Here is a 14,400-nt window from a genome sequence, read left to right as displayed (position 1 = left end):
ATATACTTCGCTTGCCTTCACCGAAGCGTTGATCGAATCGGGGCTGGCCGGATCGATCGGAAGCGTCGGCGATGCGCTCGATAATGCGTTGATGGAATCAACGATCGGCCTGTACAAAACCGAGCTGATCGACCGCCAGAAGTCGTGGACTGGTCGGGCCGAGATCGAACGGGAAACCGCGTCGTGGGTGCATTGGTTCAACACCAGCCGCTTGCACTCCTCGATCGGCTACATTTCGCCCGTCACCTATGAAAACGAGTACCGTCAGCAATGCTCGATCGCCACTTCCGACCGCGAAGTGGCTTGAACCAGGTCTCCATCAGATCCAGGACAGTTCAGGTTGCGCCCCGTAGACCAGGCTCATAGCAGAGCGGTAACCCTCACTCAGGGCTGTCTGACACAGGGAGTCGGCGTCGAGGAGTGGACTGGTGCAATAACCTGTGTGTGGTCGTGGCGTAAAGCTGAATCCGGCGCTGTCACTGTGTTCGTCGATATCGTTGCAGAGCTCGCCGACACCGCTTGGTCCGAGTGCGTTCAGTGCAGCGAGGACATCGTCGGATTGGAGCAATTGATAGATGTCGTAGAGGTGGCGCCCAGCCCTGCGGAGGGTTTCATCGGCCCCTTCGTCAGGTGATCGGGATGCGCCGTCGTGGAGGAGCGCGAGTTTCTCGAGCAACGTTCGTTCGGGAGCTAGCACCGCCACCGAGACAGGTGCGAATTCGTCCCAGGCGGCAGGATTTTCGCCGAGAACATCGATCGCATGCTCGGCAACCATTGACCGCAGTGCATGTTGTTGCGTGGGATAAGTACCTCCCCTGCAGCCCATCTCCAGGAGTACGCCTTCACTGATTGCTGACGATCCTTGGTACCGAAATCGTGGGTAGAGATAGCGGACGTTACGTTTCACACCGGTTGTCGCCGCACCTGCAACAACACGTGTCGAATCTAGAGTCAAGTGCTCCGCCACGTTATCGCGGATGCTCTTGAGTACCTTGTCACGCGCATTCGTGCTGGAATCTACATCGGGAAATGACACCAGAAGGTCGACATCCTCGGAGAATCGCTCGATCAACTCATATGCGCGACTTAGGCTCGTTCCGCCCTTGAATATCGTCCTGACCGGATACCGACTGCCGTCCTTGGCGAGTACGTCGATCGGTGTGGTCGCGGCGCGCAGTACCTCGATGACCCAAAAATCCTTCTCGATGAACGTTTGGTCGATGTTGCGCGCGCGAGCCGTTGCGCCAATGAGCGCTTGCAGATCACTGCGACTCTTACGCAGCAGCGGCATCAGGCGGACACGACTAGGTGTTGGGCGTGTCGATCGCCGGTGAGCCGGGCAAAGTTCTCGCGGGCTGCCGGTGACCTTTCGCTGCGGACCGCTTCGGCTAGGACGGTTGGACGGATCTGGTGTGCTCGCACTGCCTCGTCGAACGCTGACGCCAGAGCGCTCCAGCCGCCGTCGACGGTGGACTCCCATTCACCACGCAGTAGTTCCAGCAATGCTATTTCGGTATAGCGCAGTGTGCGCCGTCGCATGTTATTGCGCTTGCAGATCTTCACACCGGGGACGGACGTTGGAACCGGACCGGCGACCGTGAGTGTCGGCTGCGTCGGAACCTGCGTGGTCAACCCCAATGTTCGCGCCGCGGTGTATCCGGTCGGTCCGACACCGACGTTGCCCAGCACTTCCACCGCGATTTGTTCCGACGACGGGTAGGTCATCCCGTATCGCGTCTTGGCGCCCTTGAAGTACAAGCCCTTGCGGATTGCTACGAGGTCACCGTGCTTGTGCGCGCGCGATACCGCCGAACTTGCGGCAGCCCTGCTTCCCGGTAGTTCTTCGACACGCACGAACCTACCGACACGTACTTCGTCCAAGGCCTTTCCTGGGCTGGTTGCTCTCCTCCGCATGACATGAAACTGTACTGAAATCCTGTCATGAAGTCCACTCCCGCACAGGTGCAATCATCCCCACGCGTCGCCGTACCCGTAGGTTCGTAGCGCGGCGCAGCGCGGCAAGGGCAGCAAGGGCGAACGCGACCGCATCCCGTGAAGGTAGGGAAAACACGGCGCGTAGGTCGTCGTTGTGGTGGCCGTGACGGATCCATCAGCGTTTCGCAATCGAACACGAGCAGCGACGACCCGGAAGAGCAATTCGGGATCGATGAGCAGGGGTCATCAAGGAGCACACAGAGTTCGGGCAGGAGGGTTGCCAGTTCATTGGTCACGCTGTGAACTTGGAAACCCTCCGCCTACTACGCCCGCAGCGACACCTTCAGGAATCAGCCATTAGCTGGTGGCCGATACCCCATCGGTCTCGGTCACAGTGCTCTTGGCCGGGAGTGGGGAGAGCCGGGCGGACCGGTCGAGCAGATACAGGGCGGCCACAGATACCGCCCCGACACCTGTCAATATCACCCAGATCAGCGCACCCAGATGCGCGTCGCTGAGAATCCCGAAGACGGCACCGGTGCCCAGGTTGCCGAGCAGGATGCCGACCCCGACGATGGTGTTGTAGAAGCCGTAATGGGTGGCCACGAGCCTGCCACCCGACAGGGTCACCACCGTGTCCATCTCGAACGGAAACACCGCGGCGGTGCCGACCGCCAGCAGTGCAGCGGTGAGTATCAGGGCACCGGCGGCGGCCCACCCGCCCAGCGCGGCCGGGCTCGGCAGCATGATCAGCGGGAGGAACGCCAGCGCCATGATCGCCATGCCGACCACCAGACTTCGCCCCGAACCCCACCTGCGGGACAACCAGGACGTGATCCGGAACTGCCCGGCGATCGCCACCAACCCGGAGACCACGAACAACGAGGTCACCAAGGCGGTGTCGGACCGGCCGTCACCGACCACCACCGCCGCCTGCAGCGGCAGCGCCAGATAGATCTGGAACGAGAGAACATAGGACCCAATCATCGCCAACGCGAACAACACAAAAGGCCGATTGGTCACCACCACCCGCCAGTCCTCAAGTACCGATGTCTTGGCCACGGTCGTCTCGGCCCGTTGCGCGGGGAGCGTCCAGATCTGCACGATCGTCAGCACAGCGAAGACCGCGGCCGCTGCCAGTGAGGTGACCCGGAAATCGAGGGAGGTCAGAGCGAGACCGATCAACGGGCCCAGCAGAATCCCAGCCTGATAGAACACGTTGAACACCGCGAACGCCTCGACCCGTCGTGGCCCCGCGTCGGCGGCCAGGTACGCCCGTACGGCCGGGTTGAACAGCGCACCGGCGAACCCTGTGGCGGCCGAGGCGAGCAGGATCGCCGGCAGCGATTCCACGGCAGCAAGCAGTACGAAACCGGCGACCCGCAGCAGGCAGCCGGCGACAATCAGGGGTTTGTATCCGAGGCGGTCAGCGAGGGTGCCGCCGAGCAGGAACATCCCCTGCTGGGAGAAATTCCGCATACCCAGAACCAGCCCGACCGCCCAGGCTGCCAGGCCCAGAGGCCCGGCCAGATACCCGGCTAGATACGGCATCAGCATGTAGAAACCGACGTTGATGGAGAACTGGTTGACCATCAACACCTGGCTGGGCCGGTCGAAGCTACGGAACTGGGTCAGAAGGTTTTTCATGAAACGCTCTCGGTGGGATCGACTACGGTGGCGCACCGGGTCCAGGCCGTCACGATCTGGTCGGTGGTGTGGCCGATGGTCGTTGGCTCGGTCGGCGGGTTTACGTCGAGCAGGTCATGCTCAGTGCAGTACTCGTCGTTATAAATGGTGTCGAAGTAGCGCTGCGGTCCGTCGGGGAAGACGGCCGCAACCCTGGTCTCCGGCGGGCTAGTGCGGGCGATCCAGCCCGCTGCGAGGGCGACGGCACCGACGCTCCAGCCGCCGCTGGCGTGGTGGGTGGCGGCCAGGGTGCGGCACGACCAGACGGCTTCGTGGGGGGCCACCCAGTGCACCTCGTCGAAGGCGGGATAGTCGATGTTGTCGGGGTAGATGCTCGAGCCCAGTCCGCGCATGAGCCGGGTGCTGGCGGGTTGTCCGAAGATAGTCGATCCGATGGTGTCGACGCCGACCAGTTTCAGGTTGGGGCAGAACTGTCGGAGCACCCGGGCTACGCCGGCGGAGTGCCCGCCGGTGCCCACCGAGCAGACCAGTGTGTCGACGCGGCCGAGCTGAGCGATGAGTTCGTGAGCAAGCGACTCGTACGCCTCGACATTGTCCGGGTTGGTGTATTGATCCGGGCACCACGACCCCGCATGTGCATCGAGGAGTTCACGGACCTTCTCACGCCGGGCCTGCTGCCAGCCGCCGGTGGGGTGCGGTGTGGTGACCAATTCGACGCGGGCGCCGTACGCGGCGAGCATCCGGTGCACGATCGGTTCCAGACCGGGGTCGGTGACGAGGGTGACGGGGTGGTGATGGGTGATCCCAGCCAAGGCCAAACCCAGGCCGAGGGTTCCGCTCGTGGATTCGATGATCATCGCACCGGGAGCGAGGTCGCCGCGGGCCTTCGCTTTCTCGACCATGTGCAGCGCTGGGCGGTCTTTCATCCCGCCGGGATTGCTGCCTTCGAGTTTCGCCCAGAAACCGCGGCCAGAGTCAGCGAACGGTTCACCGATCCACAGAACGGGCGTGTTGCCGACCATAGTGCTCGGTTCCGGGCAGTTCTTGGCGGTCGCCAACATGTGGCCGGCGGAGGACGGTGGCACGAGTGTGGAGCGAACAGCACTGTTCATGATGAGTAATCCCTGTATGTGACCTGCGAGGGACGCAGTAAGTGAGTGATGGGCAGCACGAGCTGGGCCATGAGGAGAGAAGTCCTCAGATTGCCCGCGGGCTGCTGATCAGCACCTGTTGATACAGAGTTCGTTCAAGACGGTCCGGCCGTGCCGGACCGGAATGGATAGATCCGGCGGGGCTCGCGGAATGCGCGGCGCAGACATCGCCACCAACACCACAGCCAGGCCCATTGCGGCGACCGCGGCGACGGTTAACGGGCGGGGCGGATTGTCGGATCGGGGCATCGCGATGACGGTGTTCGTCTCGTGCGCCACATGGGTCGATCCGTCGTCGATGTGCGCGTGGTTCGGTGAGAGTTCCGCGGCGACCTGCGACGAGGACGAAATGATGTGTACGCCGTCGCCGTGATGGTCCTGTTCCCAGGCGACGCCGCATTGAGCGATGGTGTGAGCCAACAAATAAAGGACAGCGGCGACTGCGATAACCGTCCGCAGACGCGGCGGGCGTATCGCAAGTGCTGTCACAACGTCTCGACGGTAGCAGCCAGAAACGGGGGTTGGTCCAAATCCGCCAGGGCGCCCGAGACGTGCCGCCGCCGAATCGGGCGGTCACACGGCCGCCAGCAGGCACCACATGTTTCTGGTCACGTCGAACACGGCCAGGGCGACCGGGGCGGTGATCACCACGGCCACCATGGCCGCCAAGAGCAGACGTACCCGCATTTGTCGGCGTGCTGAGGCAGAGGTAGAAGCCAGTCTCCATCCCGGGGTCCAGCAGGCATCTTGTGCGAGCTAAGCCCGGACTCGGAGCTGAGCCCGGACTCGTTCGATCGGGAGGAACTGCAGATCTGCGCGGAGATGGGGATGCCAGCCTGCGCTTTCTGGACGCCTGCATCGCATCCGGCCGCAGAGTCAATGACTTGTCGCCGCAAGTGTCAGCCACAACTCTGAGACAAGGGTGGTCCGTGCAGCGGTCGATGCCCGGCCAAAGGGCACAGCGAAAGGTGCGCGGTCGATACCCGGGGCCTGGCCGGGATATGCATCGACGTCGCAGAGGACACGGTGGCGGTTGGAGAGCCGGTCTGGGCTCACCTCAGTTACTACTATCGTGCATAGTAGTAACTGAGGTGGCCAGGTGGCGCTATGCCGTACATGAGAAAAGAGCTATGCAGGCATGCTCGATATCGACTCCAGCGCAACAACAGTGAACCGTCATCAACGAACCCGGCGCCGTGCGTTCACCGCGATAGCAGTCAGGTCATCGTCTGCAGTATCTGCTGGTTTGCTGTTGTTCGCGAGCTTCCCACCTCGGTCGCTATGGTTCCTCGCGCCGCTGGGTATCGGGGTACTTGTTCTCGTCATCCGCGGCCGCTCCATCCGGGCGGCATTCTTCTACGGATACCTGTCGGGACTGGCTTTCTTTCTGCCCCTTCTACCCTGGGTGGGCGTCTACGTCGGCGCTCCGCCGTGGCTGGCGCTCGCGGCGATCCAAGCGATAGCAGTGGCACTGTTCTGCGCTGCAGCGGCCGCAGTGTCCGGGTTGCGCCTCGAAGCGCTGTGGATCGCAGCGATCTGGACCGCCACCGAAGGTCTGCGCGCACGGATTCCGTTCGGCGGATTTCCTTGGGGGAAATTAGCTTTCGCCCAAGCAGACGGTCCTCTGCTCTCGCTTGCCGCGTTCGTCGGTGCGCCCGGTGTATCTTTCGCAGTCGCATTGATCGGCGCGGCACTGGCAAGCGCGGTCTGCCAGGTACGCCCGCCGACGCCACGATTCGCAGTCGGGTCGGCGGCCACTGTAGTGATCGTGCCGGCTCTGGCTTTCGCGCTCACTCCTGCTGACGACGCAGGCGCAGCGCGTGCGACGGTCGCCGTTGTTCAAGGCAACGTTCCGCGGTTGGGTCTGGACTTCAACTCACAACGTCGAGCAGTTCTCGACAATCACATCGAGCGAACAATGCAACTCGGGGAAGACATCACCGCCGGCAGTGTGCCCGTCCCCGACCTGGTGATCTGGCCCGAGAATGCATCCGATATCGATCCGCTGCGCAATGCCGACGCTACTGCCGGGATCGACGCTGCAGCGCGGTCGGTCGGGGTGCCGATTCTGGTTGGTGCGGTCCTTGGCAACGATGACGGCACCTCGACGAATACCTCGATCGTGTGGGATCCGGTTCTTGGACCGGGGGAGCGGCACGACAAACGCAAGCTCGTCCCTTTCGGGGAGTATCTCCCGATGCGATCTGTGATGACGGCGTTGTCCTCGTACGCCTCGCAGGCCGGTAACTTCGTTCCCGGCTCGGGCGACGGTGTCGTCGACCTCGCCGGAATCCCGACGGCCGTCGCTACGTGTTACGAGGTCGCGTTCGACGACCTGGTCACCGAGTCCGTGCGTGCGGGGGCGCAGCTGATCACGGTCCCCACCAACAATGCGACGTTCGGGCGCACCGATATGACCTACCAGCAGTTGGCGATGTCGCGGCTGCGGGCGGTCGAACATAACAGGACGGTCCTAGTTGCTGCGACCAGCGGGGTCAGCGCCGTCATCGACCCACAGGGGAAGGTCGGAGATCGTTCAGGCCTGTTCACTGCGGAGACGTTAGTGGCTGATGTTGCCCTGGAAACGAGATCGACGTGGGCGACAAGGCTGGGAGCGCTTCCGGAGTACGCCGCGGTCGTTCTTGCTGTCGTGGGGTGTGCTCTCGCGTGGAGAAGGCGTTCGTCGGCCGGTTGGCTGCGAACGCCGACGCCGCAGTATGCCGCGCTCTGACGTGCACAAAAGGTACCGAGCCACTCGAACTACTAACCGCGATAGTAATTAGGTCACTTTTCGTGTATCGTTTCGTTATCGTGTCGTTATCGTTTCGACACATCAGCGAGATGCGCATACAACTAGTTGCGCTTTGCTCCAATCGATTACCGAGGATTCTGTTGTGGCACAACACCGTACGACCCGTAATACCGACCGAAGCCAACAGTTATTGGACTGTGACGCGCAGCGAGCGGCGGGGACGCCGGGAGGGCGGCACCGTGCTCGAACGCGCGTCACCGAGCGGCGCGGCAGCGTCGCCGTCACCATGGCGGTGGCAGCGGGCGCTCTGATCACGGCGGGCGCCCAATATGCAAGCCCCGCCCAGGCGCAGGCAGCCCCCAGACACGAGGCGCCGGCACAGGACCCGGTGGCCACGTATCTGCCTCAAATACTCGCCATACCGGAGATCTCTAACTTCAACAATGCGATCGAGCAACTGGCCAAAGGGCAACGGCTAGCAGAGGAGAGCGCTGCGCGTGATGCAGCGGCGCTGCGACCACTCTTCGTTCGTCCGGTCGCAGGCACCCTGACCTCGGATTTCGGTCCACGCTGGGGGACTACGCACACTGGACTCGACATCGCCAACACCATCGGAACTCCCGTTTACGCGGCAGCAGACGGCACCGTGCTCGACTCCGGCCCGGCGGAAGGTTTCGGCCTCTGGGTGCGCATTCAGCACGACGATGGAACAACAACAGTATACGGGCACATTGACCAAACCCTGGTGACCGTGGGGCAACGAGTGCAAGCCGGTGAGCAGATCGCCACTGTCGGTAACCGTGGCCAGTCGACCGGTCCTCACTTGCATTTCGAGGTTGCGGACGCAGCGGGGAACAAAGTGGATCCCAAGGGGTGGCTCGCCTCTCGGGGTGTCGCGTTGTCCGACGCGGCGGTTCAGTCGTAGGAACCGTCTCCATCTCTCGGACCGGGTGCGACACGAAAAACGCGCCATGAACTACTATGATGGATAGTAGTTAACGAAGCTCGCCGGGCCGGGTCCCGGAGCGCTGTCCATGGCGCCGGGCCACAGAGAGATGAGTCCGCATGACCGACCTCGCCGTCAAAACGTTTGCCGTGCGGCCATTTCCGCCGCGGACGGGACCGAAAGGTTCGTTTCTTCACAAAGCTGTGACGACAACCGATCCCAAGGTGTTGGGGATCATGTATCTCGTCACGTCCTTCGGTTTCTTTCTCGTCGGCGGGTTGATGGCGTTGTTGATGCGCGCCGAATTGGCTGTGCCGGGGATGCAGTTTCTTTCGAACGAGCAGTACAATCAGCTGTTCACGATGCACGGTACGATCATGTTGCTGTTGTATGCGACGCCGATCGTGTTCGGGTTCGCCAATTTCATTCTGCCGCTGCAGATCGGCGCCCCGGACGTGGCGTTTCCACGGTTGAACGCTTTCTCGTACTGGCTGTATCTGTTCGGTGCGTTGATCACCACCGCAGGATTTATCACCCCGGGCGGCGCCGCTGACTTCGGCTGGACCGCCTACACCCCGCTCACCTCGGCCCTGCACTCACCGGGGGTGGGTGCAGATCTGTGGATCATGGGCTTGACCGTCGCCGGGTTGGGCACCATCTTGGGCGCGGTGAACATGGTCACCACCGTGGTCTGCCTCCGCGCACCGGGAATGACGATGTTCCGGATGCCGATCTTCACGTGGAACATTCTGGTCACCTCCATTCTGATTCTGCTCGCGTTTCCGTTGCTGACGGCGGCCTTGATGGGCCTGGCCGCGGACCGGAACCTGGGAACACACATATTTGATCCCGCGACGGGCGGAGTCTTGCTGTGGCAGAACCTGTTCTGGTTCTTCGGTCACCCCGAGGTGTACATCATCGCGCTGCCGTTCTTCGGGATAGTCTCGGAGATATTCCCCGTCTTTTCCCGCAAACCGATCTTCGGGTACACCGGCCTGATCTATGCCACCCTCGGTATCGCGGCGCTCTCCGTTGCGGTGTGGGCGCACCATATGTACGCCACCGGTGCTGTTTTGCTGCCGTTCTTCTCGTTCATGACCTTTTTGATCGCAGTACCGACCGGGGTGAAGATCTTCAACTGGATCGGCACGATGTGGCGCGGTCAGGTGACGCTGGAATCGCCGATGCTGTTCTCGATCGGCTTCCTGATCACTTTCCTCTTCGGCGGGCTATCGGGTGTGTTGTTGGCCTCGCCCCCGATCGATTTTCAAGTCACCGACTCGTACTTCGTCGTGGCGCACTTCCACTACGTGGTGTTCGGGACGGTGGTATTCGCGACATATGCCGGGATCTACTTCTGGTTCCCGAAGATGACCGGCCGAATGATGGACGAAACCCTCGGGAAGTGGCACTTCTGGTTGACGTTCATCGGTTTCCACGCCACATTCTTGGTGCAGCACTGGCTCGGGAACGAGGGTATGCCGCGCCGGTATGCCGACTATCTACCGTCGGACGGGTTCACCACGCTCAACATCATTTCCACGGTGGGTGCGTTCGTGTTGGGGGCATCAACGTTGCCGTTCGTGTGGAATGTGTTCAAGTCCTACCGGTATGGCGAGGTGGTCACCGTCGATGACCCATGGGGGTACGGCAATTCGTTGGAGTGGGCTACTTCATGTCCGCCGCCGCGGCACAATTTCACGGAGTTGCCGAGAATCCGGTCGGAGCGGCCGGCATTCGAACTGCATTACCCGCACATGGTGGAGCGGATGCGCGCCGAAGCGCACGTCGGATCCGGACACGAGGGAGGCCAGGTCAGCGCAGCCCTTGAGGAAGTCCGGGCGGAACCGCTGCACGACAACGAAGAAGGTGCGCCACCCACAGCCACGCCGTGACAGGCGAGCCTGACCCGGGGAGATGGCGCCCTGCCGGATCGAGGCCCCTGGAATGCGGGCGATCCTACTGCGCGCCCGCGGAACATGTTATGGCACCGGGGGTCCAGGTCCGACGTTGAACGAAACCGCTGAGACGTATCCGAAGCCATTGCAACAGTCGGGAATTCGTTCACATCGGCGTAGCCGTGCGGTCGACGCTCGGCTACGAGTCGCGATCCGAACCGGCGATGGTGGCTCCGCGTTCCGCCAGCCACGGTCTGGGGTCGACCTTGTCGCCGGCGGGTGTGTCGACCTCAAAGTGCAGATGTGGACCGGTGGAGATACCCCGGTTTCCTACCGTCGCAATTTCTTCGCCAGCCGCGACACGTTGACCTACGGTCACGAGGTTGTCGTTGTTGTGTCCGTAGGTCGTTACGGTGCCGTCATCGTGGCGTATGCGCACCCAGAGTCCGAATCCCTGGGCCGGTCCTGCGCTGATCACTTCGCCGTCCGCGACCGCGACGATCGGTGTACCGGTGGAGTTGGCGATGTCGATACCTTGATGGCCGCGGTCGTCACCGAATGTCGAGGTCAACGTTCCTGTTGTCGGCGCACGATACTTTCCGGTGCTCGACCCTGTTGTGTCGGTGGGGAATTGCGGGGCGGCCGACGAATGATCGCCCGCCTCGGGTGTCGTAGTTTCAGATGATGTGTCGGGTGCCGACGTTTCAGGCACAGTGGCGTCGGGTTCGATCGCGGGCAGTTCGGGCGTCGATGGGTCGGCGGCCGATTCGGTGCCCTGGGTGTTCGGGTGTTCGGTCGAGGGCTCGGCGTTCGACCTGCCGGGTGGGACCGCCGCGTGTCCGCGCGATGAGGTGTGCGGGGTGGCCGGATCGTGTGGAGTCTCGGCTGCCGCGAGTGTGGATGCGAGTGTGGCGACGTCCATCGACGACACCAGTCGGGGGAGAACTGTGGGGTCGATGTCGTTGATCGGCGCGAGACATGGGATGAATCGCGAAAGGGCTCCCGTTTGTCCGTCAGTTGTATCGGTGGCTCCGATCGTGCCCACGAGGCAGGAGACGATGCGGCTCTGTGGGCCGGCCAGGTCATCGAGGGCACCGTTGGCGCGAATATCGCGTAGTGCACCGACGACTAGACCGAGGATCTCTTGTTGGACGTGCGGGTCCGATTGGGCCTGTGCGACGGTGGCAGGCGACGGCGCAGCCGGATCGGCGTCCGGTGCTGCAGACACCGTGGGCGCCAGCGCGAGGAGGCCTCCCACGAACGCGGTGCCGACGAGGACGCGAGTACCCCACCGAGTTCGGTGTGCCATGCACGATAACGAGGGCAGAGGTTTCATTTTCGGTGGTCCTCCTGGACGGCAACTGCATACCTGGCAGTAATTCGTGTCGCCTTCGAGTCAAGGCGACACGCCGCATCACTATTACACTTTTTCCACGCAAGCACCACCAGTCACAGTGAATTACATCGGTAACATTCATACCTTGTGACCCATTTCGGTCATCGGGTCAGTTCCTCGGGAGCCGGAGTCGAAGCACGTAATATTATCTGCGCCAGAAGGACTCGACGCTGCTGGACGGCTTCGTCGGGCACCTCAACGGCGACGGGGAATTCGGCGATCGGCCGGAAAGCTGTGCGCGGGCGCTGAGAGGTTCAAGAGCGAAGGGGTCCGCGAAAGCGTTGACGGGCTGCATAATCCACGTTGCTACTATCGGCGATAGTAGCTTGTGTAGTATGACGACAGACGGACTGCTTCGACACGAACGAGACGGAGGTGCAGGGTGCAGCGGGTGACGACACGCCGGTTCCTACTGGCGATCATCGTCATCGTGACAGTTGTTGGAGCGCTGGCATTATGGCCTCAAGATCCCTCAACCCAGTCGGTAGGGCCCGCAGGATCGACACCTCACGTCGAGGTCGAGGATCCCCCGTCGACGATGCTCGCTACCCGTGCTGCCCTCGATCCGTGCCCGACCTCACCGATTCCGTCCCCCGCAACTGGCGAGCTCGTCGGTACGTCCGCGAGATGCCTAGGAACTTCGGACATATCCGATCTGGGGACCTCCCTGGCCGGGCAACCCACATTGCTCAATGTCTGGGCGTCGTGGTGCGGTCCGTGTAGACAAGAGATTCCGGTTCTGGCCCAGTATGCCGCGGAACCGGATGCCGTTCGCGTCGTCGGTCTCAACGTGCAAGACAATGCTGACGCGGCATTGAGCCTGCTCACCGAGCTGGGGGTGCACTATCCCTCGTTCGACCAGGCTGACGCGGCGTTGCAAATACTTACCGCGCCCCCTGTCCTGCCCTTGAGTTTTTTGGTCCAGAGCGATGGAACGATCGAGCGCATCACCTCGACTCCGGTGTTCTACAACCCAAGTCAGGTACGGGACGCGGTGACAGCGCTTATGCGCTGATATCGCAACAGCAACAGCAACAGCAACAGCAACAGCAACAGCAACGCGGCGAGGATCGAACGCCCACCGGCGGACGGACTTCCACAGAATTGGGAGATGTGTATGACCGGGCAGCGGACAGGTGCGTCCTCGCTCACGCGCCGCAGCTTTCTCGCGCTGAGCGCGGGCGGAACGAGCGCCGTCGTGTTGGCGGCATGCGGCAATGGCTCGTCCGCAGCGACAGTCGTCGGACCGGACTCCGATGCGGTTGGAAAGGCCGAGGATGCGCGCCGCTCGGCCGCCGGCAGACAAGTCGACATCTCCATGAACGCTCAGTCCAGCACGATCGACCTCGGCGGAGTGCAGGTACAGACGTGGACCTTCGGCGACAGGCTCCCCGGTGCCGAGATTCGCCTGAGCCGAGGTGATGTATTGCGCGCACAGCTCGACAACCGTCTGGCGCAGGAGACGACGATCCATTGGCACGGAATTGCCTTGCGCAATGACATGGACGGAGTACCGGGCCTGACTCAGCCGGCTGTGGCTTCCGGTGACTCGTTCGGCTACGACTTCACCGTGCCCGACGCGGGCACGTACTTTTTCCACCCTCATGTCGGTACCCAACTCGACCGAGGACTGTATGCACCGTTGATCGTCGAGGACCCCGCCGACGGCTCGGACTACGACCTCGAAGCCGTCCTGGTCCTCGACGACTGGCTCGACGGGATAGCCGGCGACCCCGATCAAGAACTCGAACGACTACGCAGCGAGGGTATGTCGATGGGTGGCATGTCGATGAGCGCGCCCACCGCCCAGGCGCCTTTGGGCGACGACACCGGCGACGTGAGCTATCCGTATTACCTGATCAACGGCAAGATCGGGGCCGACCCCATCGTGCTCGGCGGACGGCCAGGCCAGCGACTGCGCCTGCGCATCATCAACGCAGCTGCCGACACGGCCTTCCGTTTCGCAGTAGGGGGTCATCCCCTCACTGTTACTCACAGCGACGGATTTCCTGTTCAGCCCGAACAGGCACAATGCTTGTTGATCGGGATGGGAGAGCGTTACGACGCAATCATCACCTTGCAGGACGGGGCGTTTCCGATTGTCGCCGCCGCCGAAGGTAAGGACGGGAGCGGGTTTGCTGTGTTGCGTACCGGGCCAGGCGCCGCGCCGCAATCGTCAATCCGGCCTGCCGAACTCTCTGCAGCCCCGGTGATGGCTGATCAACTGATGTCGCTCGATACGGTCCGCCTGCCCGCACGTGATCCGGATCGCACGTACGACATCGCTCTCGGGATGGAGATGAGCGGGTACACCTGGACGCTCAACGGTGAGACGTACGAGCAGCACACTCCCCTCGACGTTCGCGAAGGCGAAAGAGTGCGACTTCGTTTCGTCAATGCCACCATGATGTTTCATCCCATGCATCTGCACGGGCACACCTTCGAGGTTGTCAATGGCGCCGGATCGGGTCCACGGAAGGACACATCGCTGGTCTTGCCGAACCAAACTGTCGAAGTCGACTTCGACACCGACAATCCCGGACAGTGGCTTCTGCACTGCCACAACCTCTATCACGGGGAAGCGGGAATGATGACGTCGGTCTCCTACCTGGCGTGAGCTCACGGCCGCATTCGCATTCGAGGCATGCACGGTCTCGGACCAGGTTGCTTGCTAC

General features: G+C 62.4%; 12 protein-coding genes. 6 read left to right on the top strand and 6 right to left on the bottom strand.

Annotation, left to right across the window (positions count from 1 at the left end):
• Positions 1-307 (top strand): integrase core domain-containing protein (locus tag CH292_RS25865; RefSeq protein ID WP_143545732.1); only part of this gene is annotated, 307 nt, incomplete at its 5' end.
• A 12-nt stretch (positions 308-319) separates the two neighbouring features.
• Here CH292_RS25865 and CH292_RS25860 read toward each other — a convergent pair.
• The 5 genes from CH292_RS25860 to CH292_RS25845 form a co-directional block, all read right to left on the bottom strand.
• On the bottom strand, positions 320-1,291 hold the full coding sequence (locus CH292_RS25860) for a nucleotidyl transferase AbiEii/AbiGii toxin family protein (protein ID WP_179278096.1): 972 nt from the start codon (positions 1,289-1,291) through the stop codon (positions 320-322).
• Positions 1,291-1,914: a DUF6088 family protein gene (locus tag CH292_RS29065; protein WP_179278095.1), complete on the bottom strand. Its 624-nt coding sequence runs from the start codon at positions 1,912-1,914 to the stop codon at positions 1,291-1,293. Before CH292_RS29065 ends, CH292_RS25860 begins: the two co-directional genes overlap by 1 nt.
• Before the next feature lie 378 nt (positions 1,915-2,292).
• Complete coding sequence (locus CH292_RS25855) at positions 2,293-3,582, bottom strand: MFS transporter (protein ID WP_094656076.1); 1,290 nt, start codon at positions 3,580-3,582, stop codon at positions 2,293-2,295.
• Positions 3,579-4,694, bottom strand: coding sequence for a PLP-dependent cysteine synthase family protein (locus CH292_RS25850; protein WP_094656075.1), 1,116 nt, complete (start codon positions 4,692-4,694; stop codon positions 3,579-3,581). Before CH292_RS25850 ends, CH292_RS25855 begins: the two co-directional genes overlap by 4 nt.
• 108 nt (positions 4,695-4,802) lie before the next feature.
• Positions 4,803-5,222 carry a hypothetical protein gene (locus CH292_RS25845; protein WP_256978582.1) on the bottom strand — a complete coding sequence of 140 codons (420 nt, stop codon included), beginning with the start codon at positions 5,220-5,222 and terminating at the stop codon, positions 4,803-4,805.
• 649 nt (positions 5,223-5,871) lie between these two features.
• Here CH292_RS25845 and lnt point away from each other — a divergent pair.
• From lnt to ctaD, 3 genes are all read left to right on the top strand, one after another.
• The gene (gene lnt, locus CH292_RS25840) at positions 5,872-7,464 is read left to right on the top strand and encodes an apolipoprotein N-acyltransferase (protein WP_094656074.1); all 1,593 of its coding nucleotides are present in this window, start codon (positions 5,872-5,874) and stop codon (positions 7,462-7,464) included.
• Between the two features lie 307 nt (positions 7,465-7,771).
• A complete protein-coding gene (locus tag CH292_RS25835) occupies positions 7,772-8,410 on the top strand; it encodes a M23 family metallopeptidase (RefSeq protein ID WP_094656073.1) in 639 nt (212 codons plus the stop codon).
• Positions 8,411-8,550: 140 nt separating this feature from the next.
• Complete coding sequence (gene ctaD, locus CH292_RS25830; protein ID WP_094656072.1) at positions 8,551-10,326, top strand: cytochrome c oxidase subunit I; 1,776 nt, start codon at positions 8,551-8,553, stop codon at positions 10,324-10,326.
• Positions 10,327-10,528: 202 nt separating this feature from the next.
• Here the strand turns inward: ctaD and CH292_RS25825 are convergent, their stop codons facing one another.
• The gene (locus CH292_RS25825; RefSeq protein ID WP_256978581.1) at positions 10,529-11,638 is read right to left on the bottom strand and encodes a M23 family metallopeptidase; all 1,110 of its coding nucleotides are present in this window, start codon (positions 11,636-11,638) and stop codon (positions 10,529-10,531) included.
• A 625-nt stretch (positions 11,639-12,263) separates the two neighbouring features.
• Between CH292_RS25825 and CH292_RS25820 the strand changes: the two genes are divergently transcribed.
• Both CH292_RS25820 and CH292_RS25815 read left to right on the top strand, forming a co-directional pair.
• Positions 12,264-12,740: a TlpA disulfide reductase family protein gene (locus tag CH292_RS25820; RefSeq protein WP_179278098.1), complete on the top strand. Its 477-nt coding sequence runs from the start codon at positions 12,264-12,266 to the stop codon at positions 12,738-12,740.
• A 102-nt stretch (positions 12,741-12,842) separates the two neighbouring features.
• Positions 12,843-14,342: a multicopper oxidase family protein gene (locus CH292_RS25815; RefSeq protein WP_094656071.1), complete on the top strand. Its 1,500-nt coding sequence runs from the start codon at positions 12,843-12,845 to the stop codon at positions 14,340-14,342.
• Positions 14,343-14,400 lie beyond the last annotated feature (58 nt).

This window comes from Rhodococcus sp. 14-2470-1a (assembly GCF_002259425.1).
GTDB classification, from domain to species: Bacteria; Actinomycetota; Actinomycetes; order Mycobacteriales; family Mycobacteriaceae; genus Rhodococcoides; species Rhodococcoides fascians_E.
Note: the sequence above shows the minus strand (reverse complement) of the source record. Positions and strands in the feature narration are given on the sequence as shown.

What these genes read in the sequence shown, in the direction of transcription:
- CH292_RS25860 (WP_179278096.1), bottom strand. Translation starts at nt 1,291, where the DNA reads ATGCCGCTGCTGCGTAAGAGTCGCAGTGATCTGCAAGCGCTCATTGGC.
- CH292_RS25815 (WP_094656071.1), top strand. Translation starts at nt 12,843, where the DNA reads ATGACCGGGCAGCGGACAGGTGCGTCCTCGCTCACGCGCCGCAGCTTT.
- CH292_RS25850 (WP_094656075.1), bottom strand. Translation starts at nt 4,694, where the DNA reads ATGAACAGTGCTGTTCGCTCCACACTCGTGCCACCGTCCTCCGCCGGC.
- CH292_RS25855 (WP_094656076.1), bottom strand. Translation starts at nt 3,582, where the DNA reads ATGAAAAACCTTCTGACCCAGTTCCGTAGCTTCGACCGGCCCAGCCAG.
- CH292_RS25835 (WP_094656073.1), top strand. Translation starts at nt 7,772, where the DNA reads ATGGCGGTGGCAGCGGGCGCTCTGATCACGGCGGGCGCCCAATATGCA.
- CH292_RS29065 (WP_179278095.1), bottom strand. Translation starts at nt 1,914, where the DNA reads ATGCGGAGGAGAGCAACCAGCCCAGGAAAGGCCTTGGACGAAGTACGT.
- ctaD (WP_094656072.1), top strand. Translation starts at nt 8,551, where the DNA reads ATGACCGACCTCGCCGTCAAAACGTTTGCCGTGCGGCCATTTCCGCCG.
- lnt (WP_094656074.1), top strand. Translation starts at nt 5,872, where the DNA reads ATGCTCGATATCGACTCCAGCGCAACAACAGTGAACCGTCATCAACGA.
- CH292_RS25825 (WP_256978581.1), bottom strand. Translation starts at nt 11,638, where the DNA reads ATGGCACACCGAACTCGGTGGGGTACTCGCGTCCTCGTCGGCACCGCG.
- CH292_RS25820 (WP_179278098.1), top strand. Translation starts at nt 12,264, where the DNA reads ATGCTCGCTACCCGTGCTGCCCTCGATCCGTGCCCGACCTCACCGATT.